Genomic DNA, 23,168 nt, shown 5'->3' with positions numbered 1-23,168 from the left:
TGTTCGGGGGACAAGGGTGCCCTGTGGCGGGCGTTTGTCAACGCCCAAGGCCGCGCGGCAGTTGCCATGCGCCCCGGATCGCGGCATGGATAGGGCCCCCGCAGACCGGCGCGACCACGCGCCGCAGCCCCAGGCCCGTGCAGACGATGAAACTGAAGGATTTCGCCAAGCTGGTCGGCATGTCCGCCACCACGGTCAGCCGCGCGCTGAACGGCCATCCCGAGGTGAACGCCCAGACCCGCGCCCGCCTGATCGCCGCCGCCCGCCAGCACGGATACCAGCCCAACGCCCATGCCCGGTTCCTGGCGATGGGCCACGCCAGCACCATCGGCTGCGTCATCCCCATCGGCGGGCGGAATGAGATCGTGAACCCGATCTATGCCGATTTCCTGGCCGGCGTGGGAGAGGAATGCGCCCGCCGCCGGTTCGAGATCAACCTGACCGTGGTCCCCGAGGAGGAACAGCCCGACGCCTATCGGGCGCTGTCCTCCAAGGGGCTGATCGGGGGCGTGATCGTGCAGTTCCCGCGCCATGACGACCCGCGCCCGGCGTTGCTGGACCGGATCGGGCTGCCCTATGTCGTGCACGGGCGGGTGACGGGGCATGACGGCCCCTATTCCTGGGTCGACGTGAACAACCAGCGCGCGTTCCAGCGCGGGACCGAGTTCCTGCTGCAGCTGGGGCACCGCCGCATCGCGCTGATCAACGGGGATGAGCGGCTGGATTTCGCGCGCCGCCGCCGCGACGGCTATCTGCGGGCGCTTGCCGATGCGGGGGTGGGCGCCGACCCCGCGCTGATGGCCAGCGGAGAGATGACCGCCGCCTACGGCTATGCCCAGGCCCGGCGGCTGCTGGGCGGGGCGCGGCCCACCGCGATCCTGTGCGCGGCCACGATGATCGCCACCGGCGTGCGCCAGGCCGTCGAGGAGGCGGGGCTGGTCCTGGGGCGCGACCTGTCGGTGCTGACCTTTGACGACGACCTGTCCTATTACGCCAACCGCGAGGCCGTGCCGGTGTTCAGCGCGATGCGGTCGCCGGTGCGGGTGGCGGGCGCGCGCTGCGCGGCGCTGCTGATCGACCGCATCACCGGCGGCCCCGGCGACCCCGTCCAGGAGCTGCTGGAGGCAGAGCTGGTGATCGGCCGGTCCACCGCGCCGCCTGCCTAGGGCATCGCCGCGCGTAGGCTGGCCTCATGGCCAAATCCCAGGATCTGGCCTTCGGAGGCCAGGTCGGTGATGCGCGGGTCGGGGGCCAGCATCGGCACCAGCGCATCCGCATCATCCAGCCGCCGCAGCGTGCGGGCCAGGGTCACCACCTGCGCCGCGTCCAGGCAGGGCCAGTCTGCCGCGTCCAGGCGGCCCAGCATCGAGGGATAGACCTCGGCCAGCACCACGGGGGCGTCCTGCCAGGGCTGGAACGGCCAGACCGCCGCGCCGGGGCGGCTGCGCAGGCGGTTCAGCCAGGGGATGCCGGTCAGGCTCTGCGCGCCGACCGCGCCCGCCCCGGCCAGCTGAAAGGGCGATTTGGGCCGCGGCCCGCCCGGCACCGGGGTTTCGGTGACGCGATGAGGGGGCAGGACGGGCAGCGGCCGCAGCCGCGGCAGGTCGGGCGTGGCCACGCGCCGCCCGTCCCCCCAGAAGACCGGCGCGCCCAAGGCCCGGTTCATCCCCGCCGCGACGTCGCGATAGTTGCTGGCATTGCGGTCGTCGTCCCGGTGCAGCGCCGACAGATGATCCCACAGCGCCAGCGCGCAGGGCCGACCCGTCAGCCGCGCGGCCAGCCCGGCGGGGTGGCCAAAGGCGAAATCGGCCCCGATCAGCACCCGCTGTCCGGCGCGCCGGGCCCGCGACAGGGCGCAGCGCAGCTGTTTCCAGGCGCGCTGGCGGGTGTCGGGGTTCGACAGGCTGCCCGCGTCGCAGCCCAGCCAGATGGAATTGGCACCCCGCACCGGCCTGCCCGCCGCCGACCAGTCCAGGATCAGGATGCGGTCAAAGCGCGGCAAGGCGCGCCTCGGCCAGGGCCAGATCGGCGGGGGTGTTGATGTTGGCAAAGGGGTCCGGCCCCTGCCAGACGGCAATGCCGGGATGGTGCCGGGCGGTGAAGTCGCGCATCCGCCGCTGTCCGGCGGTCAGGGTCGCGGCCAGATCGCCGCGCAGCGCCACTGGCCACAGCCCGAAGGTCGGATGATCGCGCGGGGTGCCGTGGCGATCGTGGCTGGCGGCCAGCGCCAGGCCCGATGCGCCCCGCGCCGCCCACAGCCGGGCGGCCAGATCGGCGGGCGGAAAGGGCGAATCGCCCGCCACGGTCAGCACATGGGCCGCGCCCTGGGCCGCCGCCCAATCCATCGCCGCCAGCACCCCCGCCAGCGGTCCGGGATGGTCGGGCAGGCTGTCGCCCACCACCGGCAGGCCCCAGCCCGCCCATCGCCCCGGATCGCCATTCGCGTTCAGCGCAAGCCGCCCCACCTGGGGCCGCAGCCGGTCCAGCAGATGCGCCAGGATCGGGCGACCGGCCAGCAGGACCAGCGGCTTGTCCCCGCCGCCCATGCGGGTGGCGCGGCCTCCGGCCAGGATCATCGCGGGAAGGGGGGCGTGGGTCATGGCGGCACAGTGCCCTGCCGCAGGGGGTCGGGCAAGGGGTGCGGCTATTCTTGACATCTTTCGTCGGATTCCTTACCCGACTGTTAATGTCATCTATCGGCACCGATCCCGGATGCCCCCGTTTTGCGGTCCGCGACCGCCACGCCCAAGGAACCGAACCCATGACCGATCTTGGCACCACTCTGGCGGCGCTGCCGCTGTTCGGACTGATCCGCGATGGCGGCTGGACCATGTGGCTGATCGCCGCCCTGTCGGTCGTGACCCTGGCCGTCGTGTTGTGGAAGCTGTTGTCGCTGTGGCGGCTGGGCGTCTGGGGCGGGCGTCATTCGGCCCGCGCCATCGCGCTGTGGGGTCAGGGACGGCGGCGCGAGGCGCTGGACGCGGTGCGGGGGCGGCCCTCGGCCCGGGCGCGGGTGGCGCAGGCGGCCATCGGCACCGCGCTGGACCCGCGTTTCGACGACCGCGCCGCCCGAGAGGAGACCGCCCGCGTGGCACGCCAAGCGCTGTACCGCTCGCGCGAGGCGCTGCGCGCGCTGGAGCTGATTGCCACCATCGCGCCGCTGCTGGGTCTGTTGGGCACGGTTCTGGGCATGATCGACGCGTTTCGCGTGCTGCAAAGTGCGGGCAACCAGGCCGACCCCTCGGATCTGGCGGGCGGCATCTGGGTCGCGCTGCTGACCACGGCGGCGGGGATGGCGGTGGCCATCCCGGCGGGCGTCGCCCTGTCCTGGTTCGAGAGCATCGCCGACCGCCTGCAATCCGACCTGGAGGATCTGGCCACCCGCGTCTTCGTGGCCCCTGCGCAGCCGGTCGCCGCCCCGCGTGACGCCGTCCTGCGCCGCCCCGGACCGACCCACCTTGCCGGCGCCCCCGCATGAGCGCGGTGCTGGATCTGGGCCCGCGCCGGCATCCGCGCCGGATGTCGCTGACGCCGATGATCGATGTGGTGTTCCTCCTGCTGATCTTTTTCATGCTGGCGTCGCGGTTCGGGATGGATGCGGTGCTGCCCATCGCGGGCGGGGCCGAGGGTGCGGCCAGCGATTGGCAGGGCGCGCCGCGTCTGGTCGATGTGGCCCCCGATGCGCTGCGCCTGAACGGCGAGGCCCTGGCGCCCGAGGCCCTGGCGCCCGCGCTGTCCGCGCTGTTGCCCGATCCGGGCGCGGGGGTGATCCTGCGCCCGCAGGAGGGCGCGGACCTGCAGCGGCTGGTCGATGTGATGGACCTGCTGACATCGGCGGGCATCGGCAACCTGATCCTGATCGAGGGCCCGTGATGCGCATCGACATGCCCCCCCGCCGGCCGCGCGGCGAATCGATCATTCCGATGATCAATGTGGTGTTCCTGCTGCTGATCTTTTTCCTGCTGACCGCGCAGATCGCGCGGCCCACGCCCTTTGCGCTGACCCCGCCCGACAGCCGGTCCGACCAACCCGCCCCGGTGCAGGACGTGCTGTTCCTGTCGGCTGAGGGCGAGTTGGCCTGGAACGAGGCGCGCGGCGATGCGGTCTGGCCGCTGATCCGGGCCGCGGCGGGCGACGCCCCGGTCCAGATCCGCGCCGATGCGGCGACGCCCGCGACGGTGGTGGCCACGCATCTGGCGCATCTGCGCCGGATCGCGCCGGGCGGGGCACAGCTGGTCGTGAACGGAGGATGAGCATGGTTTCTCGGCGGGTGCTGGAGACGGCCGGGGTGTTCACCATCGCGGCGGCGCTGCATGTCTCGGCGGCGGTGATGATGCTGCCGCAGGAGGCGCAGCGCGGCGCCGGCGCGGATAGCGCCCCCGCCCAGGTGGCCGCAGGGGGAGAGGCGGTGCAGGCGATGGTCGCGGATTGGGAGAGCCCGCCCGAGATCGCCATGCCCCAGCCGATGACCCCCCAGGCCGAACCACCCGACATGCCGATGGCTGCGGCGCGCGTGGCCCCGGCCGCGCCGACTGCTCCTGCGATGCCGACGCCGCCCATGCCCGTGCCGCCCATGCCCGTGCCGGATGCGCCTGTGGCGATGCCGAACCTGCCGCCGCCGCCAGAGGCGGTGCCCGATGTCGAGCCGGCCTCGCAGCTGGCACTGGATGCCTCCAGCCGTCCCCAAGCGCGTCCCGAACGGCGCGCGCCCCCCGCGCCTGCGCCGCAGCGCCAGGCCCGCCCCCGCGATCCGGCGCCCGCAGAGGCCGTGCGCGGCGACCGTGACCAGCAGGCGCAGCGCGGCGGTCAGGGCGGCAGCGCCGCGCAGACCCGCGAGGCCGGGGGCGGCGGCGGTGCGTCGGCCAGCCCCGCGCAGCGCGACAATGCGATGGCGCAATGGAGCGGGCGCATCCAGAGCTGCATCGGGCGCCGCGCCTCGGCGCCGCGCAACGCGCGCGGGCAGGGGACCGTGCTGCTGGCGCTGACGGTGGGGCGCGACGGGACGATCCGGGGGGTGGGCGTCGCGGGCTCATCCGGGGATGCGGCGATGGATCAGGCCGCGGTCACCGCCGCGCAGCGCGCGCGCCGCTGCCCCGCGGCGCCGGCCGCGCTGACCGAGGCTGCCTATCCGTTCCACCTGCCCATCACCCTGCGCTGACCGGGACCGGCTGCGCAAGCCGCCCCCATCGAAGGGGCGTCTTGCGCCGGGGGCTGCGCCCCCGCTGTCCTGCCCCGCAACCGTCCGCTTGTGGCGGGACAGGCCAAGGCGCGCGGATGCGGGGGGTCCGGGGGGTGCAGCCCCCCGGGGCTCCGCCGGACCGCAGGTCCGGCAGGTGCGCGGACCGTCAGGCGTGGTGCAGCACCAGCGGGCGGCCCTGATGCGTGCCGACGCGGATCGGCGTCTCGTAGAGTTCGGACAGCCGCGCCTCGGTCAGCACCTCGGCCGCGGTGCCCTGGGCCACCACGCGCCCGCCCTTCAGCGCGATCACGTGATCGGCCCAGGCCGCGGCATAGTTGATCTCGTGCACCACGATCGCCACGCTGCGGCCGCCCTGATCGACCAGCCCGCGCAGGCGCGCCATCAGGCTGCGGGCATGGCTCATGTCCAGGTTGTTCAGCGGCTCGTCCAGCAGCATCCAGTCGGTGTCCTGCGCCCAGGCCATCGCGATATGCGCGCGCTGCGCCTGCCCGCCCGACACCTCGTCCAGGAACCGGTCCGCCAGATCGGTCAGCGCAAAGGCCTTGAGCGCCAGCCACACCTGCGCCTGATCCTGCGGACCCGGGCGGCCCTTGTGATGCGGCCAGCGGCCAAAGGCCACCAGCTCGGCCAGGCGCAACCGGCTGGCGATGGCGGTCTGCTGGCCCAGGATCGCCATGACGCGGGCCAGCCGGTCGGTGGGCGTGGTCGCCACGTCGTGACCGGCCACGGTGATGCGGCCCTGCTGCAGCGGCTCCAGCCGCCCAACCAGGCGCAGCAGCGTCGACTTGCCCGCCCCGTTCGGCCCGATCAGCGCCGTCAGCCGCCCCTTGGGCAGGGTCGTGGTGATGTCATGCAGGATCGGCGTGCCGCCGATCGCGTGGCTGACCCCTTGGATCTGGATCATCGGATGCGCCCCTTCAGCAGCAGATACAGGAAGAACAGGCCGCCCGCGAATTCCACGACGACCGAAAGGGTGGCGGCCTGGCCCAGCTGGCGTTCGAACAGCCACTGCCCCCCCACCAGCAGGATCGCCGCCGACAGCGCCGCCGCAGGCAGCAGCGCCGCGTGGCGCGCGCTCCGCATCAGCCCATGCGCCAGCCCTGCCACGATCAGCCCGAAAAACGGCACCGGCCCGACCAGCGCGGTCGAGACCGACACCAGCACCGCCACCAGCCCCAGCACGCCCAGCACCATGCCGCGATGCGCCAGCCCCAAGGACACCGCCGGATCACGCCCAAGTGCCAGCACGTCCAGCCGCGCCGACAGCCGCCAGGCAGCCAGCACCGCCGCCGCCGTGATCGCCGCCGCCCAAGGCAGCAGCGTGGCATCGACGCGGTTGAAGCTGGCAAAGCTGACCGATTGCACCACGGCGAATTCGTTGGGGTCCAGGATACGGCCAAGAAACCCCGACAGCGACCGGAACAGAACCCCCAGGATCACCCCGGTCAGGATCATCCGCGGCACGTCGCGCGCGCCGCGCAGCAGCAGCGTGCCGAACAGCAGGCTGGCCAGGACGGTCATCACCGCGATCTCGGACAGGAATTTCGGGCCCGGTGGCAGGCCCGCCAGACCCGCACCGCCCAGGACCACGACCAGCCCCGTCTGCAGCAGGACATACAGCGCGTCGAACCCCATGATCGACGGTGTCAGCACGCGGTTGGACGCGACGGTCTGGAACAGGATCGTGGCGACGCCGATGGCGGTGGCCACGGTGACCAGCGCCGCCAGCTTGGTCCCGCGCAGGCCCAGGATAAAGCCGCGATTGCCGCCGCCGATGCCCTGCAGCATCCAGACCGCCGACAGCCCCGCCAGCAGCAGCGCCATCGCGCCCAGCATCAGCCCCGACCGCCTATCCATGGGCGGGCTTCGATCGCGGTGGCCTGCGATGCAGCAGCCACAGGAACAGCACCGCGCCCAGCACGCCCAGGATGGTGCCCGCGGGCACCTCATAGGGGTGGATGACCAGGCGTCCGGCCAGATCGCAGGCCAGGACCAGCACCGCCCCCGCCAGCGCCACCACCGGCAGCGAGGCGCGCAGGTTGTCGCCCATGATCCGCGCGACCAGATTGGGCACCACCAGCCCCACGAAAGGGATCATCCCCACCGTCGTCACCACCATCGCGGTCACCACAGACACCACCGCCAGCCCAAGCCGCATCACCGCCGCCGTGGACAGGCCCAGCCCCGTCGCCACCTGATCGCCCAGGCCCAGGATCGCGAAGCGGTCGGCCGAGAACCAGGCCAGCCCCGCCGCCACGCCTGCAATCCACAGCAGCTCATAGCGCCCCGAGATCACGCCCGAGAATTCGCCGCTCATCAGCCAGGTGCCGACATATTGCATCAGGTCGGTCTGCCAGCCGACAAAGGTCACGACCGAACCCAGCACGCCCGACAGGACCAGCCCCGCGATGGGGACCAGCATCACCTCGCGCACGGGCAGGCGGCGGATCACGGCCAGAAACAGCGCGGTGGTGACCATGGCCGACAGGCTGGCCGCGATCATGCGCAGCCACAGGGGGCTGGCGGGCCACAGGATGGTGATGGCCAACAGGCCAAGCGCCGCACCCTCGGCCGTGCCCGACGTGTCGGGGCCGACGAAGCGGTTCCTGACCAGCGCCTGGATCAGCACCCCCGCCACCGACAGCGCGGCCCCGGTCAGCACCACCGACAGCGTGCGCGGCAGCCGCGATTCCAGCAGGACCAGCAGGGCCTGCGGGTCGCGGAACGCATCCGTCACGCGGATGTCGGCGGCGCCGACCGTCAGGCTGGCCAGCATCAGCGCGATCAGCGCCGATGTCAGGGCGGGCAGGGGGCGCATCAATCCGCGAAGGCCTGCGTCAGCTGGTCCAGCACCGCCATGGTCGAGGCGTAGCCCCCGGCCGAGATATAGGCCGCCGCCGGGTCCAGCTGGATCACCTGATCCTGCTGCCAGGCGGTCGTGCCCGCCACCAGGTCGGACCGCAGCGTCTCCATCGCGCCCTGTCCGTCCTCGCCGATGGCGGCGCCGCGATCGACGACCAGCAGCCAGTCGGGATTGGCCTGGGCGATGAATTCATGGCTGATCGCCTGACCGTGGGTGGCGCTGTCCAGGCCGGGCACGGCCTCCTCCAGCCCGGTCGCGGCAAAGATCCAGCCAAAGCGCGAATCGCGGCCATAGGCGGACATCTTGGGGCCGTTCGTCATCACGATCAGGGCGGTGCCCTGGCCGTCGGCGGCGGCGCGCAGCTCCTCCAGCCCGGCGTCCAGGGCGGCGGTCAGGGCCGCGGCCTCGTCGGTCTTGTCGAACAGCGTGCCATAGGTCTCGATGCGCGCGCGGGCGTCGGCCAGCAGGTCGGTGCCCAGGGTCATGTCGATGGCCGGTGCCACCTGCGACACCGCCGCCAGCTGGGTCGAGGAGCGTCCGCCCACGACCACCAGATCGGGGCCGAGGCCCGCCAGCGCCTCCAGGTCCGGCTCGAACAGGGTGCCGACGGGGGCGGCGTCAGTGGCCACGTCGCGCAGCGCCGGGACCAGAATATTGTCGATGGTGCCCGCGGGCGTCACGCCCAGGGCGGTGATCGTGTCCAGGGCTGCCATGTCATAGACGGCGACGCGCTGGGGCATTCCCTCCAGCGTGACGGGGCCTTGGGCGGTGTCGACGGTCACCTGCGCCAGGGCGGCCCAGGGGGCGGAACACAGGGTGGCGGCCAGCAGGCCGGACAGCGCGATGCTGCGCATGGCAGATCCTTTCACGGTTTGGTCCGCGTGGTGGCTGGGCTGTTGGCTGCACGCGGGGCGGGCTTAGCGCGGCCCCAAGGGCTGTGCAAGAATGGCAGGGTGTTTTTGTCGGAAAACGGCGCCGATTTGTTGACAGAAACACTTTGCCGTCCTAGCTGGGGGCCAGCACGAAAGGATACCTGATGCGCCTGACCGCCGATTTCCCCACCGTCCGCGCCGCGTCCCTGATGGGCACCATGGCCAAGCATTTCGGCCACAAGATCCCCGTGACCCAAGAAGGCGATCAGGCCGTGCTGCGATTCGAGATGGGCGAGGCGCATCTGCAGGCCACGCCCGAGCGTCTGCACCTGGCGCTGGAGGTCGCCGATGACGAGGCCGCCGAACGCCTGCGCGGTGTGGTGGAAAGCCACCTGCTGCGCTTTGCCCAACGCGACGATCCGGCGCCGCTGGACTGGGCGAGCGCGGCCTGACCCTGCTGTCTGACGCGGCGGCCCTGCACGCGATTTTCACTGGATCGGACCGGCCGTTTCTGGTCGAAGGGGGCCAAAGCGGCCGGATGCCACGCGTCCGGCCCCCGAACAGTCAGGACCGGTCATGAGCATCCATCTGTATCCCAACGATCTTCCCGACGATCTGGTGCTGGGCCCGGTCGTGGCCATCGACACCGAGACGATGGGCCTGGACCCGCGCCGCGACCGGCTGTGCCTGGTGCAGCTGTCGGATGGCGACGGCGAGGCGCATCTGGTCCAGATCGACCGCGGCCAGACCGAGGCGCCGAACCTGACGAAACTGCTGACCGACCCCAAGGTGCTGAAGCTGTTCCATTTCGGTCGCTTCGACATCGCCGCGTTGGAGAACGCCTTTGGCGTGGTCACCTCGCCCGTGTGGTGCACCAAGATCGCCTCGCGGCTGGTGCGGACGTTTACCGACCGGCACGGGCTGAAGGTTCTGCTGAACGAGCTGGTCGGCGTCGATGTCAGCAAGCAGCAGCAGACCAGCGACTGGGGCGCGGCCGATCTGTCGGATGCGCAGCTGGAATATGCGGCATCCGACGTGCTGCATCTGCACAAGCTGAAGGAGGCGCTGGAGGAACGGCTCAAGCGCGAGAACCGGCTGGGACTGGCGCAGGCGTGCTTTGACTTTCTGCCGGCGCGGGCCCATCTGGACCTGCTGGGCTGGAGCGACGAGGGCGACATCTTTCGCCACTGACGCAGGGGCATGACGGAAAAGGGGTTGGGCGTGGCGGATTACATCGAAACGGCGCGGCGGGTGATCGGCGTCGAGATCGCGGGCCTTGAGGCGCTGTCGGCGGGCCTGGGCGATGAGTTCTCGCGCGCGGTCGAGATGATCCTGGCCGTGCGCGGGCGGGTGATCGTGTCGGGCATGGGCAAGTCGGGCCATGTGGGGCGCAAGATCGCGGCGACCTTTGCCTCGACGGGGACGCCCGCGCAGTTCGTGCACCCGGCCGAGGCCAGCCACGGCGATCTGGGCATGGTGACCGAGGCCGATCTGGCGCTGGTCCTGTCCAACAGCGGCGAGACGCCCGAGCTGGCCGATCTGATCGCGCATACGCGGCGGTTCTCGATCCCGCTGATCGGGGTGGCGGCGCGGCCGCAATCGACGCTGATGCGGCAGGCCGACCTGGCGCTGGTGCTGCCCGCCGCGCCCGAGGCCTGCGGCAACGGCATCGTGCCTACGACCTCGACCACCATGACGCTGGCTTTGGGCGACGCGCTGGCCATCGCGCTGATGGAGCATCGCCAGTTTACGCCCGAACATTTCCGCACCTTTCATCCCGGCGGCAAGCTGGGCGCGCTGTTGGCCAAGGTGGGCGACCTGATGCATACCGACCTGCCGCTGGTGGCGCAGGATGCGCCCATGTCCGAGGCGCTGTTGGTCATCAGCCAGAAGGGTTACGGCGTGACCGGCGTCGTCGATGACGCGGGGGCGCTGATCGGCATCATCACCGATGGCGATTTGCGCCGCCACATGCAGGGCCTGCTGGATCTGAATGCGAGCGCCGTGATGACGCCCGCGCCCCGCACCATCGCGCCGGGCGCCCTGGCCGAGGCCGCCCTGGCGCAGATGCAGGACCGCAAGATCACCTGCCTCTTCGCGGTCGAGGACGGCATGCCGCGCGGCATCCTGCATATCCACGACTGCCTGCGCGCGGGGCTGGTCTAGGCCATGTCGCGCACCCGCATCGTCCGCTGGCTGAGGGTGCTGCTGCCGCTGCTGGCGCTGGCGCTGCTGTCGACGATGTTCCTGTTCAGCCGCGAATCGGATGTCGAATCGCGCATCCCCTATGCCGAGGTCGATGCCCAGGCCGCCGCGCGCGAAAACCGCATCGTGGCCCCCGAATACAGCGGCGTGACCGGCGACGGCGCGCAGCTGACCCTGCGGGCGGCGCAGGCGGCGCCGGGGGCCGCGGGCGGTGTCGCGGGCGATCTGGCGCTGGACTGGCAGCGGCCCGACGGGCTGCGCGCCGATCTGACCGCGCCGCAGGGCGGGCTGACCGATGGCGCGGTCCGGCTGGAGGGCGGCGTGCGCATGACCACCAGCAGCGGCTGGCAGCTGGACGCGCCGCGCATCGACGCCCAGACCGGCAGCGCGATCATCGAGGCGCAGGAGGGGGTCGCGGCGGATGCGCCCTTTGGGCGGATCACCGCCGGGCGGATGCGGCTGGCGCCCGGCCCGGACGGCGATGGCGCGGCGATCTTGAATTTCTCGGACGGCGTGCGTCTGATATACCAACCCTGACCCCCCGAGGAGCCGATGATGATGCGCCCCCTGCTGATCGCCCTTGCGCTGTGTGCGCCCCTGCCCGCGCTGGCGCAGACCACCTTTGGGGGGATGCAGGCGGATACCTCGGCCCCGGTCGAGGTGGCGGCCGACAATCTGGACGTCAACCAGGCCGATGGCAGCGCGCTGTTCACCGGCAATGTGGTGATCGGGCAGGGCGACATGCGCCTGTCCGCCGACCGCGTGGCGGTGCAATACGCGCCGGGCGATCAGCAGCGCATCGACAGCCTGACCGCGACCGGCAACGTCACGCTGGTATCCGGCCCCGACGCCGCCGAGGCGGCCGAGGCGGTCTATGACGTGGCGGCGGGCACCGTTCTGCTGACCGGCGACGTGCTGCTGAGCCAGGGCGGCAACGTGCTGTCGGGCGACCGCATGACCGTCGATCTGGCCACCGGCGCCGCGCAGGTGCAGGGCCGCGTGCGGTCCGTCCTGCAGCCGGGGGGCAACTGATGACGGACGGGACCGGGCTGGACGTGCGCGGCCTGCGCAAGTCCTATCGCAACCGGCCCGTGATCCGCGACGTCTCCGTCAACTTGCAGCGCGGAGAGGTCGTGGCCCTGCTGGGGCCGAACGGGTCGGGCAAGACGACATGTTTCTATTGCATCGCGGGGCTGGTCACGGCGGATGCGGGGCAGGTCCTGATCGACGGGCGCGACGTCACGCGCCTGCCGATGTTCCGCCGCGCGCGTCTGGGCATCGGCTATCTGCCGCAGGAGATGTCGATCTTTCGCGGCCTGACGGTGGAACAGAACATCATGGCCGTGCTGGAGGTCGCGCTGGACGATCCGCGCCACAGGCGGGACCGGCTGGAGGAGCTGCTGGCCGATTTCTCGATCACGCATCTGCGCGGCGCCCCGGCGCTGGCGCTGTCGGGGGGCGAGCGCAGGCGGGCCGAGATCGCGCGCTGCTTGGCCTCGGACCCCGCCTTCCTGCTGCTGGACGAGCCCTTCGCGGGCGTCGATCCCATCGCCGTGGGCGAGATCCGCACCCTGGTCCACGCGCTGAAGTCGCGCGGCATCGGCGTGCTGATCACCGACCACAACGTCCGCGAAACATTGGGAATCGTCGATCGCGCCTATATCCTGCATGACGGCCATGTGCTGATGGCGGGCACGACCGAGCAGATCGTGGCCGATCCGCGCGTGCGCGAGGTCTATCTGGGCGACAGCTTCAGCCTGTCCTGAGCGCGCCGCCTGCATGATTCCCGGTCACGGCCCCGTGTGGGCCGTTGACAGTTGCCCCGCGCTGTCACCAAATCGAGATATGCGGGTGCGGAGATGCCGTCCCGCACATACCCGCCTTCGCCCTTGCCGGCCCCCCGGGCGGGCGTCGCGGCGGCGGGCAACCGGAGAGGAGTGACGATGCGCTACACCATCAGCGGAAAACACATCGATGTCGGGGATGCACTGACCACGCATGTCAAGACAGAGCTGGGCGAGACCCTGGAGAAGTATTCTCAGCGTCCGACCGATGCGTCCGTGACCTTTTCCAAGGATGCCCATCAGTTTCTGTGCGACACGGTGGTGCATCTGTCCACCGGCCTGACCGTGCAGGCGCGCGGCAGTGCGAATGACAACATCTATGCCGCCTTCGAGGCCTGCCGCGAAAAGATGGACAAGCAGCTGCGCCGCTACAAGCGCCGCCTGAAGGATCACCACAAGGACCATGCCGAGCCTGTTGTCTTCGGTCAGGCCGACAGCTATGTGCTGGCCGCCGAGGATGATGACGCGGAATCGCAGGGCGGCAGCCTGGAGCCGATCATCATCGCCGAGATGGAGAGCCGCGTGCCCACCCTGTCGGTGGGTGACGCGGTGATGCATATGGAACTGTCCGGCAGCCCGCTGCTGGTGTTCCGCAACGAGAAACATGGCGGCGTGAACGTCGTTCACCGCCGCGACGACGGCAATGTGGGCTGGATCGACCCGCGCGGCAACGGCTGAGGCCCGCCGCAGGTCCGGTCCCCCGACGGGTCGTGATGCCGCCCCCGGACAGTCCTGTCCGGGGGCGGACAGCTTGGGAAAGACGAAACGCGATGCAGCTTGCTGAAATCCTCAAACCCGGCGCGGTGCGGTCCCTGGGGCAGGTGACCTCGAAAAAGCGCCTGTTCCAGGAGCTGGCCGATCTGGCGCATGCGGTCTATGGGCTGAACGCCTCGGAGGTGCTGGACGCGCTGCAGGAACGCGAAAGCCTGGGGCCGACCGGCGTGGGTCAGGGCGTGGCCCTGCCGCATGCGCGGCTGCACGGGTTGGACAAGGTCGCCGGGCTGTTCCTGCGGCTGGAGAAACCGCTGGATTTCGACGCGGTCGACCGCCAGCCGGTCGATCTGGTCTTTGCGCTGCTGGCCCCTGAAAGCAGCGGCGTCGATCACCTCAAGGCGCTGGCGCTGGTGTCGCGCACGCTGCGCGATCAGGACCTGCGCGCGAAACTGCGCGCCAATGACGACCCCGTGGCGCTGCATGCGGTGCTGTCGGCGGCGCAGGGCATCAAGGCCGCCTGACGGCGCCCCCTGACCGCCCGGTGAACGCGGGGGTTCAAATCGGTCCGGATCGGTCCTATACTGTCCTTCCGAAAGGAGGGTCCCATGAGCCGTCATATCGCCGATCAGCCCCGAACCCGCGGCAATGCCCGCCTGACCGCATTCCTGCGCCAGGCCCGCGCCGCATTGCCCCATCCCGCCACGTTGCAGCTGCAATCGCGCCCCAAGACGCGCGATGCGGCTGTGAAACCGGCGCATTACCTGCGCATCGAACGCGGCCAGCAGGCCTGAGCGGGGGGCGCGGACGCCCCCCGGCCACGGTCAGGCGCGGACCAGCGCCTCATAGCTTTCAGCCACGTCGCGGGTGATCTGGCCGACCTGGAAATGCCAGTCACCGATCTGGCCCACCGGGGTCACCTCGGCGGCGGTGCCGGTCAGCCAGCATTCCTGGAACGATTCCAGCTCATCGGGCAGGATGCGGCGTTCGTGGACGGTCAGGCCCTTGTCGCGCAGCATCTGGATGATGGTCTGGCGGGTGATGCCGTTCAGGAACCGGTCGGCCATCGGCGTGTGGATTTCGCCATCCTTCACGAAGAAGATGTTGGCGCCGGTGGCCTCGGCCACATAGCCCTCCCAGTCCATGAACAGCGCGTCGGAACAGCCCTTGGCCTCGGCCGCGTGCTTGGACATGGTGCAGATCATGTAGAGGCCCGCGGCCTTGGCGGCGGTGGGGATGGTTTCCGGGCTGGGGCGTTTCCACTTGGCCACGTCCAGCTTTGCGCCCTGCCATTTGGCATCGCCGTAATAGCTGCCCCATTCCCAGGCCGCGACCGCCATGCAGACCGGGTTGCGCGCAGCAGACACGCCCATGTCCAGCCCCGACCCGCGCCATGCCACGACGCGGACATAGGCGTTCTCGAAGCCGTTGGCCTTCAGCACGGCCTCCTTGGCGGCGTCGATCTCTTCGGCGGTGTAGGGGATCGGCATGTCCAGCAGGCGGCCCGATTCCAGCAGCCGCAGCGAGTGTTCGTGACCCTTGAAGATCTTGCCGTCATAGCACCGCTCGCCCTCGAAGACCGAGCTGGCGTAATGCAGCGCGTGGCTCAGGACGTGCACCTTGGCGTCGCGCCAGTCGACCAGGTCGCCATTCATCCAGATCTTGCCGTCGCGGTCGTCGTAAGGCAGCATCATCACTCTCCATCCGTCGCCCGGTTTTTGCGATTCTTGCGTCTGTCAGGGCGGATTTGGCATGTTTGTTACGCAAGATGCTTGACGGCTAGCAATCACCGATTAGAAAGTCAACAACGCTGCCATATCCGGGGCAGCCAGCGGACGGGGACGACGATGCAGGAAAAAGCGCGCCTACAGGCCATGGTGGGCGAGGATCTGCTGTTCCTGACCGACGATCAGCTGCGCCGCGGGATCGAGGCGATGTTCTTTGCCTATCGCGCCTTCACCGCCGACCCGGACATGATCCTGGCCGACATGGATTACGGGCGCGCCCATCACCGGGCGCTGCATTTCATCCATCGTGATCCGGGGCTGACGGTGACCTCGCTGCTGGCGGTGCTGGGGGTGACGAAACAGTCGCTGAACCGGGTGCTGCGCACGCTGATCGACGACGGGCTGGTGGACAGCCGCATCGGCCGGCGCGATCGTCGCGAACGCCAGCTGCACCTGACGCCCAAGGGCACCGCCCTGGAACGCCGCCTGTCCGAGGCGCAGCGGGCGCGGATGCGCGCCGCCTATCGCAATGCGGGCCCGCAGGCGGTCAGCGGCTTTCGGCAGGTGCTGGAGGCGATGATGGACCCGGACACGCGGGCGCAGTATCAGGCGCTGAAGGATCTTCCCGACGACCGCTGAGGCCCCCATGACCGCGACCGACTGCCACCTGCTGATCGTTGACGACGACGAACGCATCCGCGCGCTGCTGGGGCGGTTCCTGCGCAAGAACGGATACATGATAACCATGGCCCGCGATGCCGCGCAGGCGCGCCGTTTGCTGGCGGGGCTGGATTTCGACCTGATCGTGATGGACGTGATGATGCCCGGAGAGGACGGGCTGTCGCTGACCCGCGATCTGCGCACGCGCATCGACACGCCGATCCTGCTCTTGACCGCCAAGGGCGAGACAGAGGACCGCATCAGCGGGCTGGAGAGCGGCGCCGATGATTACCTGCCCAAGCCCTTCGAGCCGCGCGAGCTGCTGCTGCGCATCAACGCCATCTTGCGCCGCGTGCCGGTGGTCGAGGTGGCGCAGCCGAAATACCTGACGCTTGGCGCGCTGCGCTATGACACCGACAAGGGCGAATTGTGGAACGGCGACGCGCCGCTGCGCCTGACGGGCACCGAGACCGCGCTGCTGCGCCGTCTGGCCGCCAGCCGGGGCCAGCCGGTCAGCCGCGCCGATCTGATCGACGATCTGGGCCGTGGCGGCGAGGATGAGAACGGCGAACGCGCCATCGACGTCCAGATCACCCGCCTGCGCCGCAAGATCGAGCCCGACCCCCGCGAGCCGCGGTTCCTGCAGACGGTGCGGGGCACGGGCTATATGCTGGTGGTGGACTAGGGCGGTCCGCGGCCCTAGCGTGCGGCGATGACCGATCAGGCGACATATCAGGGATTCGCGCTGGACGCGGACACGGCGCTGGCGCTGCTGGATTGGCAGCTGGAGATGGGCTGCGACGTGCCCATGCTGGACGCGCCGGTGGACCGGTTCGATCTGCCCGCGCGCGTGGCACCCGCCGCACCCGTGCCCGTCACCGCGCCGCCGGTTCCCGATGACGACCTGTCGGCGCGACTGGCCCAGGCCCGCATGCTGGCCCAGGGCGCCGCGACGCTGGAGGCGCTGGCCGCAGCCCAGGAGGGGTTCGACGGGATCGAGCTGAAGAAGGGCGCGCGCAATTTCTGCTTTGCCGACGGCAATCCCAAGGCCCGCGTCCTGATCCTGGGCGAGGCGCCGGGCGACGAGGAGGACCGGCAGGGCCGCCCCTTTGTCGGTCGCGCGGGGCAGATGCTGGACCGCATGTTCGGGGCCATCGGGCTGGCCCGCGACGGGGTCGATGCCGAGCGCGCCTTCTATGTTACCAACGTGCTGACCTGGCGCCCGCCCGGCAATCGCGACCCCGAGCCCGATGAAATTGCCGTGAGCTTGCCGTTCCTGCAGCGCCATATCGACCTGGTCTCGCCGGATCTGATCGTGCTGATGGGCAATATCGCCTGTCAGGCCGCGATCGAGAAACGCGGCATCCTGCGCCTGCGCGGCCAGTGGGTGCAGGCGTTCGGGCGCCCCGCCCTGCCCATGACGCACCCCGCCTATCTGCTGCGCAACCCGGTCGCGAAACGCGATGCCTGGGGCGACCTGTTGTCGCTGCAGGCGCGGCTGGAATCGCTGGCCGTTTAGGTTTCGTTTGCCCATCATGCGCTATCCCGGCCATCCCATAGATGGACCATCCGCATGCGTTTCCTGACCCGCAGCCTGCTGGGGCTGTTCCTGACCTTTCTGACGCTGGCCCTGCTGATGCTGGCCGGGGCGACGCTGTGGCGCGCGATGAGCCCCGGCGACGGCGCGGGCGGTCCTGTGCGCGGCGGGGGCGAACAGGTCTATGCCGCGCGGCTGGTGACGGTCGAACCGGGCCGTGTCCAGCCGCAGATGCAGGTGTTCGGCCAGGTCCGCGCGCGGCGCGAATTGCAGCTGCGCGCAGGCGCGGGGGGGCGCATCGTGCAGATGGACCCCGCCCTGCAGGAGGGCGGCACCGTCGTCGCGGGCCAGCTGCTGGCGCGCATCGACCCCGCTGCGGCGCAGGCGGCGCTGGACCGCAGCCTGGCGGAACGCGCCGACGCGCAGGGCGTGCTGGAGGATGCGCGCCGCCGCGTGGATATCGCGGGCCAGGACGTCGCGGCATCCGAACGTCAGGCCGAACTGCGCGAGGCCGCCGTGACCCGGCAGGCCCAGCTGGCGGAACGCGGCCTGGGCACCAGCCTGGAGCGTGAGACGGCCGAGCTGGCGGCCTCCAGCGCGGCGCAGGCCGCGATCGCCAGCCGCGCCGCCCTGGCCGATGCGCAAAGCGCCGTGACCGCCGCCGAAAACGCCCTGCGCCGCGCCGAGATCGCCGTGACCGAGGCCCGCCGCGCCCTGACGGACACGGAACTGCGCGCCGGTTTCGACGGGCGCGTGACCGCCGTCACCGCAGTCGAGGGCGCGTTGGTCAGCGTGAACGAACAGCTGGCCACGATCATCGACCCCGACGCGCTGGAGGTGCAGATCCCGCTGTCTCTGGCGCAGTTCGGGCGGCTGATTGGCCCCGACGGCCGGCTGCTGCCGCAGGCGGTGGCGGTGACGCCGGACGGGCAGGGTGACGCGGTGGCGGTGCTGGACCGGGCCGCGGCCTCGGTCGCGGAAGGGTCGGCGGGGCGTGTGGTCTTTGCGCGGCTGACCCAAGGGGCGCAGGCGCTGCGTCCCGGCGATTTCGTGACCGCCGGCATTTCCGAACCGCCGCTGGAGGGCGCCGCGACCATCCCCGCCGCGGCGGTCGGATCGGACGGGGCGGTGCTGGTTGCGGGTGACGACGGGCGGCTGCGCACGGTGGCGGTGACGGTGCTGCGCCGTCAGGGCGACGCGGTGGTGATCGCAGTGCCTGCCGATCTGGCGGGTGCGCGGATCGTGGCCGAACGCGCGCCGCAGCTGGGCACCGGCATCCGCGTGCGCGACGCGGGCGACCCCGCGCCCCAGGGCGGCCCGGACCAGCGCGTGCAGGGACGGGGGCCGACCCGTGGATAGGCGCCCCGGCCTGATCGGCCTGTTCGTCCGCCACGCCACGCTGGCCAACCTGCTGCTGGCGGTGATGGTGGTGGCGGGCCTCTATGCCGCGCCGCGCCTCAGGGCGCAGTTCTTTCCAGACACGGTCGTCCAGCAGATTCAGGTCGGCGTGCGATGGGACGGCGCCGGGGCCGACGATGTCGACCGGTCGGTCGTGGCGGTGCTGGAGCCCGCGCTGATGGCGGTCGAGGGGGTGTCCCTGACCACCAGCCAGTCCAGCCAGGGGTCCGCCCGCATCACTCTGGAATTCGAGCCGGGCTGGGACATGTCCCGCGCCACAGGCGAGGTCGACGCCGCCATCGCCGGGGCGGGCAACCTGCCCGACGGCGCCGAGACCCCCGAGGTCACCCGCCGCGCCTGGCGCGATTCGGTGACCGATGTGGTGATCTCGGGGCCGGTCGGCCTGGACCAGCTGGGCCGTATCGCGGATGACCTGACGAACCGCCTCTATGCGCGCGGCGTCACCCGGCTGAGCGTCACCGGCCTGTCGGCCCCCGAAACCCTGGTCGAGCTGCGCATGGCCGATCTGGTGCGCCATGACATCACGCTGGACCAGATCGCCGCGACCATCGCCGCCGCCGCGGCGCCCACGCCTGCCGGCGATGTGGCATCGGGCCTGTCCCGCGTGCGCACGGGGGCCGAGACGCGCACCCCCGCGCAGGTCGCGGATCTGGTCCTGACCGCGCTGCCCGACGGCACCCAGCTGACCATCGGCGACGTGGCGCAGGTCCGCGACACGGGCATCGACCGGGGCGTGGCCTATTTCGTCGACGGCAATCCGGCGGTCACGATCTCGGTCCAGCGCAGCGCCTCGGGCGATGCGATCGGCATGCAGCAGGATGTGCAGGCGGCGGTCGATGCGCTGGCCCCGACCCTGCCGCAGGGCGTCACGGCCGAGCTGGTGCGGGCGCGGGCGGAACAGATCTCGGCCCGGCTGGCGCTGCTGTTGGACAATGCGCTGCTGGGGTTGGCGCTGGTGGTGGGGCTGCTGTTCCTGTTCCTGAACGCGCGCACGGCGATCTGGGTCGCGGCGGGGATTCCCGCGGCGCTGCTGGCGGCGGTGGCGCTGATGTATGCGGTGGGCATGACGATCAACATGATCTCGCTGTTTGCGCTGATCCTGACGCTGGGCATCATCGTGGACGACGCCATCGTGGTGGGCGAGCATGCCGATTACCGCGCCCGCAAGCTGGGCGAGGCGCCCAAGCTGGCCGCCGAACGCGCGGCCGGGGCGATGGCCGCGCCGGTCATCGCATCGACCCTGACCACGATCATCGCCTTCGCCGGGCTGGTGCTGATCGGCGGACAGTTCGGATCGCTGGTGTCGGACATTCCGCTGACGGTGATCCTGGTGCTGGTGGCATCCCTGGTCGAATGTTTCCTGGTCCTGCCCAACCACATGGCGCACGCGCTGGCGCATCAGGCCAAAGACCGCTGGTATGACCGGCCCTCGATCTGGGTGAACCGCTGGCTGGACCGCTTTGTGGCGGGGGTGGTGCGGCCCGTGGCGCGGCTGGTGCTGGTCGCGCGCTATCCGGTGCTGGCGCTGGTCATGGTGGGCTTTGCCTGGTCGGCCTCGGCGCTGATCAGCGGGTCGGTGCCGTGGCGGTTCTTCGATTCGCCCGAACAGGGCAGCGTGTCGGGCAATTTCGCCATGCTGGAGGGTGCGTCCCGCGATGATACCCTGCGCGTCATGGGCCTGGTGCAGGAGGCCGTGGACCGGGTCGCGGCCGAGTATGAGGCCGAATACGGCATCAGCCCGCTGACCCATGTGATGACCCAGATCGGCGGCAATGCCGGCCGTCCCCTGCCGGGGGCCGAGACCAAGGATGCCGACCTGCTGGGCGCCGTCCAGATGGAGCTGATCGACCCCGATTTCCGCCCCTATTCCAGTTTCGAGCTGGTCGCCGCCCTGCAGGAGGCGATGCCCACCGACCCGCAGCTGGAGACGATCAGCTTTCGCGGCGGCCGGTCGGGGCCGGGGGGCGATGCGATCTCGGTGCTGATGACGGGGGCGGATTCCGCGACGCTGAAGGCCGCCGCCGAGGCGCTGAAGGCGCGGCTGGCCGAGGCGCCAGAGGTGTCCGCGCTGGAGGACACGCTGGATTACGACAAGGATGAGCTGGCGCTGCGCCTGACGCCCCAGGGCGAGGCCTTGGGGTTCACCACCGACGCCCTGGCGCGCGAATTGCGCCAGCGCCTTGGCGGCATCGAGGCCGCCACCTGGCCCGAAGGCACGCGCACCGGCGCCATCACCGTCGAGCTGGCCGAAGATGACCGCCGCGCCGATTTTCTGGACCGCATGCAGATGCGCACCGCGTCGGGGGCCTGGGTGCCCCTGGCCGATATCGTCACCGTGGGGACCGAGGCCGGGTTCTCGGTCGTGCGCCGCGAGAACGGAGAGCGGATGATCACCGTCACCGGCGACATCTCGGGCGACGACCCGGCGCGGGCGGCGGCGATCACCGCCGATCTGCAGACCCGCCTGCTGCCCGACATCGCCGCCGAATTCGGCGTCACCTATGACGTCACCGGCCTGGCCCAGCAGGAGCGCGAGTTCCTGTCCGAGGCGCTGATCGGCTTTGCGCTGGCGCTGACCGGGATCTATATGGTGCTGGCCTGGATCTTTGCCAGCTGGACGCGGCCGCTGGTAGTGATGTCGGTCATTCCCTTCGGGCTGATCGGCGCGGTCTGGGGCCATGCGGCCTGGTCGCTGCCGATGAGCCTCTTTTCCGTCGTGGGGCTGATCGGCATGTCGGGGATCATCATCAACGATTCCATCGTGCTGATCTCGACCGTGGACGCCTATGCGCGCGACCGCGGCCTGCGCCCCGCGATCCTGGACGCGGTGGCCGACCGGTTCCGGCCGGTGCTGCTGACCACCGCCACCACGGTTCTGGGGCTGGCGCCGCTGCTGTACGAACGCTCGTCTCAGGCGCTGTTCCTCAAGCCCACGGTGGTGACGCTGGCCTTTGGGCTGGGGTTCGGGATGGTGCTGGTGCTGCTGGTGGTGCCTGCGGTGCTGGCCGTGGGGGCCGATCTGGCCCGCGCGCGGCAGGGGTTCCGCCGCAGCCTGCGCGACGGTCCGCTGCGCGGGGTGATGCGTGGCGCGGCGGCCGCGGCGGCCGTTGCGCTGGTCGTGGTGCTGGGGCCCGCGACGGTGCTGCCCGCGATGGGGCTGGCGGTGCCCGACTGGTGGCCGCTGGCGGCGACGGGGGGCGGGGCGCTGCTGAGCTATCTGGCGGTGCTGGCGGTGATTCTGGTGGCGGCGGGGGCGGGCTCAGCCCGGCGCGCAGCCCGTTGATTCGGTCGCGGGGCCGTCATCGGCCGGAATGACCGTCAGGCGCAGCGCCTGCCGGTCCAGATCAAAGGGCGCGCCGGTCGGGCCGACCATCTCGACCACCGCCTGCGGGCCCGTGGGCCCGTCGGTGATATCGGCGCCCGAAACCCAGACGTCCGGGCTGTCGGTCAGCTCGATCGCGGCCAGGGTCGCGCCCTGCGGGGGCAGGTCCATGGCGACGCGCATGCCGTCCGCCAGTGGCGTGACATGGCAGGCCGGGCTGTCGTCGCGCGGTTCGGGCGCCAGGGCCAGGGCGTCCGTGATGCGCGGATCAGGGGCGTCACCGGCGGGCGGCGCCGTCAGGTCCAGGCCTGCGGGCACGCAGATGTCCTTGCACAGGCCCAGATCAATCCGGGCGCGGATATCGACCCGCTGGCCGGGGTCGACCGGATGCGCCGTCAGCGGCAGGACCAGGTGGTCGTGATACCCCATCTCCAGCACCTCGCCCGAGCGGATGGCCTGCGGGGCGGGCCAGTGCAGCGTCACATGGTCCAGATTGCCCGACCCGGTCCAGTCCAGATGCGGCGGCAGGCCGGTATCGCCGGGGCTGCGCCAATAGGTCTTCCACCCCGGTTCCAGCACCAGCTCCAGCGCCAGGATGCGCGCGCCGGTCGGATCGGTCCAGCCGGGCAGCAGCCGCGCCGCCTGCAGGCCCGGCGGCAGGTCGTCCAGCGGGGCGGGCACGGTCTGGGCCAGGCTGGCTATGGGCAGCATCAGTGCCCAGATCAGCGTTGGGGCAAGGGGCAGGCGGGGGGCATGGGTCATGCCCTGTCCTAGCCGCCGCCCGGCCTGTCCGGAAAGTCACAATCGC

At 71.0% G+C, this 23,168-nt stretch carries 27 protein-coding genes; 19 read left to right on the top strand and 8 right to left on the bottom strand.

Features of this window, described 5'->3' with window-relative positions; genetic code table 11:
* Positions 1-146 precede the first annotated feature (146 nt).
* On the top strand, positions 147-1,166 hold the full coding sequence (locus tag FA740_RS13010) for a LacI family DNA-binding transcriptional regulator (RefSeq protein ID WP_136857240.1): 1,020 nt from the start codon (positions 147-149) through the stop codon (positions 1,164-1,166).
* On the opposite strand, the gene FA740_RS13005 is transcribed toward FA740_RS13010, so the two are convergent.
* Both FA740_RS13005 and mobA read right to left on the bottom strand, forming a co-directional pair.
* Positions 1,163-2,002 carry a hypothetical protein gene (locus tag FA740_RS13005; protein ID WP_136857206.1) on the bottom strand — a complete coding sequence of 280 codons (840 nt, stop codon included), beginning with the start codon at positions 2,000-2,002 and terminating at the stop codon, positions 1,163-1,165. The two genes, FA740_RS13010 and FA740_RS13005, sit on opposite strands and share 4 nt — an antisense overlap.
* Positions 1,989-2,600, bottom strand: coding sequence for a molybdenum cofactor guanylyltransferase MobA (gene mobA / locus FA740_RS13000; RefSeq protein ID WP_136857205.1), 612 nt, complete (start codon positions 2,598-2,600; stop codon positions 1,989-1,991). Before mobA ends, FA740_RS13005 begins: the two co-directional genes overlap by 14 nt.
* A 161-nt stretch (positions 2,601-2,761) precedes the next feature.
* Between mobA and FA740_RS12995 the strand changes: the two genes are divergently transcribed.
* From FA740_RS12995 to tolA, 4 genes are read left to right on the top strand one after another with little or no spacing between them, the layout of a single operon-like run.
* Entirely contained in the window at positions 2,762-3,478 is a 717-nt protein-coding gene (locus tag FA740_RS12995) for a MotA/TolQ/ExbB proton channel family protein (RefSeq protein ID WP_136857204.1), read from the top strand.
* The gene (locus tag FA740_RS12990; RefSeq protein WP_136857203.1) at positions 3,475-3,873 is read left to right on the top strand and encodes an ExbD/TolR family protein; all 399 of its coding nucleotides are present in this window, start codon (positions 3,475-3,477) and stop codon (positions 3,871-3,873) included. Before FA740_RS12995 ends, FA740_RS12990 begins: the two co-directional genes overlap by 4 nt.
* Positions 3,873-4,253, top strand: coding sequence for a biopolymer transporter ExbD (locus FA740_RS12985; RefSeq protein ID WP_136857202.1), 381 nt, complete (start codon positions 3,873-3,875; stop codon positions 4,251-4,253). The genes FA740_RS12990 and FA740_RS12985 overlap by 1 nt, the downstream gene beginning before the upstream one ends.
* Positions 4,250-5,158 (top strand): cell envelope integrity protein TolA, encoded by a 909-nt coding sequence (tolA, locus tag FA740_RS12980; RefSeq protein ID WP_136857201.1) that lies wholly within the window; start codon positions 4,250-4,252, stop codon positions 5,156-5,158. Before FA740_RS12985 ends, tolA begins: the two co-directional genes overlap by 4 nt.
* 187 nt (positions 5,159-5,345) lie before the next feature.
* Here the strand turns inward: tolA and FA740_RS12970 are convergent, their stop codons facing one another.
* From FA740_RS12970 to FA740_RS12955, 4 genes are read right to left on the bottom strand one after another with little or no spacing between them, the layout of a single operon-like run.
* Positions 5,346-6,104 (bottom strand): iron ABC transporter ATP-binding protein, encoded by a 759-nt coding sequence (locus FA740_RS12970; RefSeq protein ID WP_136857200.1) that lies wholly within the window; start codon positions 6,102-6,104, stop codon positions 5,346-5,348.
* Positions 6,101-7,057: an iron chelate uptake ABC transporter family permease subunit gene (locus FA740_RS12965; RefSeq protein ID WP_136857199.1), complete on the bottom strand. Its 957-nt coding sequence runs from the start codon at positions 7,055-7,057 to the stop codon at positions 6,101-6,103. Before FA740_RS12965 ends, FA740_RS12970 begins: the two co-directional genes overlap by 4 nt.
* Positions 7,050-8,018 carry an ABC transporter permease gene (locus FA740_RS12960; protein WP_136857198.1) on the bottom strand — a complete coding sequence of 323 codons (969 nt, stop codon included), beginning with the start codon at positions 8,016-8,018 and terminating at the stop codon, positions 7,050-7,052. The genes FA740_RS12965 and FA740_RS12960 overlap by 8 nt, the downstream gene beginning before the upstream one ends.
* Positions 8,018-8,917: a siderophore ABC transporter substrate-binding protein gene (locus FA740_RS12955; RefSeq protein ID WP_136857197.1), complete on the bottom strand. Its 900-nt coding sequence runs from the start codon at positions 8,915-8,917 to the stop codon at positions 8,018-8,020. Before FA740_RS12955 ends, FA740_RS12960 begins: the two co-directional genes overlap by 1 nt.
* 182 nt (positions 8,918-9,099) lie before the next feature.
* Between FA740_RS12955 and FA740_RS12950 the strand changes: the two genes are divergently transcribed.
* The 9 genes from FA740_RS12950 to FA740_RS12910 all read left to right on the top strand — a co-directional run bounded on the left by FA740_RS12950 (position 9,100) and on the right by FA740_RS12910 (position 14,489).
* Positions 9,100-9,387: a DUF2218 domain-containing protein gene (locus tag FA740_RS12950; RefSeq protein WP_136857196.1), complete on the top strand. Its 288-nt coding sequence runs from the start codon at positions 9,100-9,102 to the stop codon at positions 9,385-9,387.
* A 124-nt stretch (positions 9,388-9,511) separates the two neighbouring features.
* A complete protein-coding gene (locus FA740_RS12945) occupies positions 9,512-10,126 on the top strand; it encodes a ribonuclease D (RefSeq protein WP_136857195.1) in 615 nt (204 codons plus the stop codon).
* Between the two features lie 30 nt (positions 10,127-10,156).
* On the top strand, positions 10,157-11,101 hold the full coding sequence (locus FA740_RS12940; RefSeq protein WP_420873148.1) for a KpsF/GutQ family sugar-phosphate isomerase: 945 nt from the start codon (positions 10,157-10,159) through the stop codon (positions 11,099-11,101).
* A gap of 3 nt (positions 11,102-11,104) precedes the next feature.
* Positions 11,105-11,677 carry a hypothetical protein gene (locus FA740_RS12935; protein ID WP_136857193.1) on the top strand — a complete coding sequence of 191 codons (573 nt, stop codon included), beginning with the start codon at positions 11,105-11,107 and terminating at the stop codon, positions 11,675-11,677.
* A gap of 18 nt (positions 11,678-11,695) precedes the next feature.
* Entirely contained in the window at positions 11,696-12,172 is a 477-nt protein-coding gene (gene lptA / locus FA740_RS12930) for a lipopolysaccharide transport periplasmic protein LptA (protein ID WP_136857192.1), read from the top strand.
* On the top strand, positions 12,172-12,906 hold the full coding sequence (gene lptB / locus FA740_RS12925; RefSeq protein ID WP_136857191.1) for an LPS export ABC transporter ATP-binding protein: 735 nt from the start codon (positions 12,172-12,174) through the stop codon (positions 12,904-12,906). Before lptA ends, lptB begins: the two co-directional genes overlap by 1 nt.
* Before the next feature lie 177 nt (positions 12,907-13,083).
* The gene (gene hpf / locus FA740_RS12920; protein WP_136857190.1) at positions 13,084-13,662 is read left to right on the top strand and encodes a ribosome hibernation-promoting factor, HPF/YfiA family; all 579 of its coding nucleotides are present in this window, start codon (positions 13,084-13,086) and stop codon (positions 13,660-13,662) included.
* A 92-nt stretch (positions 13,663-13,754) separates the two neighbouring features.
* The gene (locus FA740_RS12915) at positions 13,755-14,219 is read left to right on the top strand and encodes a PTS sugar transporter subunit IIA (RefSeq protein WP_136857189.1); all 465 of its coding nucleotides are present in this window, start codon (positions 13,755-13,757) and stop codon (positions 14,217-14,219) included.
* A gap of 84 nt (positions 14,220-14,303) precedes the next feature.
* A complete protein-coding gene (locus FA740_RS12910; RefSeq protein WP_136857188.1) occupies positions 14,304-14,489 on the top strand; it encodes a hypothetical protein in 186 nt (61 codons plus the stop codon).
* A 30-nt stretch (positions 14,490-14,519) separates the two neighbouring features.
* Here FA740_RS12910 and FA740_RS12905 read toward each other — a convergent pair whose 3' ends face one another.
* The gene (locus tag FA740_RS12905; RefSeq protein ID WP_420873149.1) at positions 14,520-15,386 is read right to left on the bottom strand and encodes a branched-chain amino acid aminotransferase; all 867 of its coding nucleotides are present in this window, start codon (positions 15,384-15,386) and stop codon (positions 14,520-14,522) included.
* Between the two features lie 156 nt (positions 15,387-15,542).
* Here FA740_RS12905 and FA740_RS12900 point away from each other — a divergent pair, with 156 nt between their 5' ends.
* From FA740_RS12900 to FA740_RS12880, 5 genes are read left to right on the top strand one after another with little or no spacing between them, the layout of a single operon-like run.
* A complete protein-coding gene (locus tag FA740_RS12900; protein ID WP_169306298.1) occupies positions 15,543-16,061 on the top strand; it encodes a MarR family winged helix-turn-helix transcriptional regulator in 519 nt (172 codons plus the stop codon).
* A 7-nt stretch (positions 16,062-16,068) separates the two neighbouring features.
* The gene (locus FA740_RS12895) at positions 16,069-16,767 is read left to right on the top strand and encodes a response regulator (protein WP_136857186.1); all 699 of its coding nucleotides are present in this window, start codon (positions 16,069-16,071) and stop codon (positions 16,765-16,767) included.
* A gap of 27 nt (positions 16,768-16,794) precedes the next feature.
* Positions 16,795-17,601 carry a uracil-DNA glycosylase gene (locus FA740_RS12890; RefSeq protein ID WP_136857185.1) on the top strand — a complete coding sequence of 269 codons (807 nt, stop codon included), beginning with the start codon at positions 16,795-16,797 and terminating at the stop codon, positions 17,599-17,601.
* A gap of 54 nt (positions 17,602-17,655) precedes the next feature.
* Positions 17,656-18,978: an efflux RND transporter periplasmic adaptor subunit gene (locus FA740_RS12885; protein ID WP_136857184.1), complete on the top strand. Its 1,323-nt coding sequence runs from the start codon at positions 17,656-17,658 to the stop codon at positions 18,976-18,978.
* A complete protein-coding gene (locus FA740_RS12880) occupies positions 18,971-22,321 on the top strand; it encodes an efflux RND transporter permease subunit (protein ID WP_136857183.1) in 3,351 nt (1,116 codons plus the stop codon). Before FA740_RS12885 ends, FA740_RS12880 begins: the two co-directional genes overlap by 8 nt.
* On the opposite strand, the gene FA740_RS12875 is transcribed toward FA740_RS12880, so the two are convergent.
* Entirely contained in the window at positions 22,298-23,122 is an 825-nt protein-coding gene (locus FA740_RS12875; RefSeq protein ID WP_136857182.1) for a protein-disulfide reductase DsbD domain-containing protein, read from the bottom strand. The two genes, FA740_RS12880 and FA740_RS12875, sit on opposite strands and share 24 nt — an antisense overlap.
* Between the last annotated feature and the right edge of the window lie 46 nt (positions 23,123-23,168).

The organism is Paracoccus hibiscisoli (assembly GCF_005048265.1).
Taxonomy (GTDB): Bacteria; Pseudomonadota; Alphaproteobacteria; order Rhodobacterales; family Rhodobacteraceae; genus Paracoccus; species Paracoccus hibiscisoli.
The sequence above is the reverse complement of the archived record's forward strand: the minus strand, read 5'-3'. Positions and strand labels throughout refer to the sequence as shown.

Coding starts and splice junctions, on each gene's coding strand:
- FA740_RS13010 (WP_136857240.1), top strand. CDS start 147: ATGAAACTGAAGGATTTCGCCAAGCTGGTCGGCATGTCCGCCACCACG.
- mobA (WP_136857205.1), bottom strand. CDS start 2,600: ATGACCCACGCCCCCCTTCCCGCGATGATCCTGGCCGGAGGCCGCGCC.
- FA740_RS12995 (WP_136857204.1), top strand. CDS start 2,762: ATGACCGATCTTGGCACCACTCTGGCGGCGCTGCCGCTGTTCGGACTG.
- FA740_RS12990 (WP_136857203.1), top strand. CDS start 3,475: ATGAGCGCGGTGCTGGATCTGGGCCCGCGCCGGCATCCGCGCCGGATG.
- FA740_RS12985 (WP_136857202.1), top strand. CDS start 3,873: ATGCGCATCGACATGCCCCCCCGCCGGCCGCGCGGCGAATCGATCATT.
- tolA (WP_136857201.1), top strand. CDS start 4,250: ATGAGCATGGTTTCTCGGCGGGTGCTGGAGACGGCCGGGGTGTTCACC.
- FA740_RS12970 (WP_136857200.1), bottom strand. CDS start 6,104: ATGATCCAGATCCAAGGGGTCAGCCACGCGATCGGCGGCACGCCGATC.
- FA740_RS12965 (WP_136857199.1), bottom strand. CDS start 7,057: ATGGATAGGCGGTCGGGGCTGATGCTGGGCGCGATGGCGCTGCTGCTG.
- FA740_RS12960 (WP_136857198.1), bottom strand. CDS start 8,018: ATGCGCCCCCTGCCCGCCCTGACATCGGCGCTGATCGCGCTGATGCTG.
- FA740_RS12955 (WP_136857197.1), bottom strand. CDS start 8,917: ATGCGCAGCATCGCGCTGTCCGGCCTGCTGGCCGCCACCCTGTGTTCC.
- FA740_RS12950 (WP_136857196.1), top strand. CDS start 9,100: ATGCGCCTGACCGCCGATTTCCCCACCGTCCGCGCCGCGTCCCTGATG.
- FA740_RS12945 (WP_136857195.1), top strand. CDS start 9,512: ATGAGCATCCATCTGTATCCCAACGATCTTCCCGACGATCTGGTGCTG.
- FA740_RS12935 (WP_136857193.1), top strand. CDS start 11,105: ATGTCGCGCACCCGCATCGTCCGCTGGCTGAGGGTGCTGCTGCCGCTG.
- lptA (WP_136857192.1), top strand. CDS start 11,696: ATGATGCGCCCCCTGCTGATCGCCCTTGCGCTGTGTGCGCCCCTGCCC.
- lptB (WP_136857191.1), top strand. CDS start 12,172: ATGACGGACGGGACCGGGCTGGACGTGCGCGGCCTGCGCAAGTCCTAT.
- hpf (WP_136857190.1), top strand. CDS start 13,084: ATGCGCTACACCATCAGCGGAAAACACATCGATGTCGGGGATGCACTG.
- FA740_RS12915 (WP_136857189.1), top strand. CDS start 13,755: ATGCAGCTTGCTGAAATCCTCAAACCCGGCGCGGTGCGGTCCCTGGGG.
- FA740_RS12910 (WP_136857188.1), top strand. CDS start 14,304: ATGAGCCGTCATATCGCCGATCAGCCCCGAACCCGCGGCAATGCCCGC.
- FA740_RS12905 (WP_420873149.1), bottom strand. CDS start 15,386: ATGCTGCCTTACGACGACCGCGACGGCAAGATCTGGATGAATGGCGAC.
- FA740_RS12900 (WP_169306298.1), top strand. CDS start 15,543: ATGCAGGAAAAAGCGCGCCTACAGGCCATGGTGGGCGAGGATCTGCTG.
- FA740_RS12895 (WP_136857186.1), top strand. CDS start 16,069: ATGACCGCGACCGACTGCCACCTGCTGATCGTTGACGACGACGAACGC.
- FA740_RS12890 (WP_136857185.1), top strand. CDS start 16,795: ATGACCGATCAGGCGACATATCAGGGATTCGCGCTGGACGCGGACACG.
- FA740_RS12885 (WP_136857184.1), top strand. CDS start 17,656: ATGCGTTTCCTGACCCGCAGCCTGCTGGGGCTGTTCCTGACCTTTCTG.
- FA740_RS12875 (WP_136857182.1), bottom strand. CDS start 23,122: ATGACCCATGCCCCCCGCCTGCCCCTTGCCCCAACGCTGATCTGGGCA.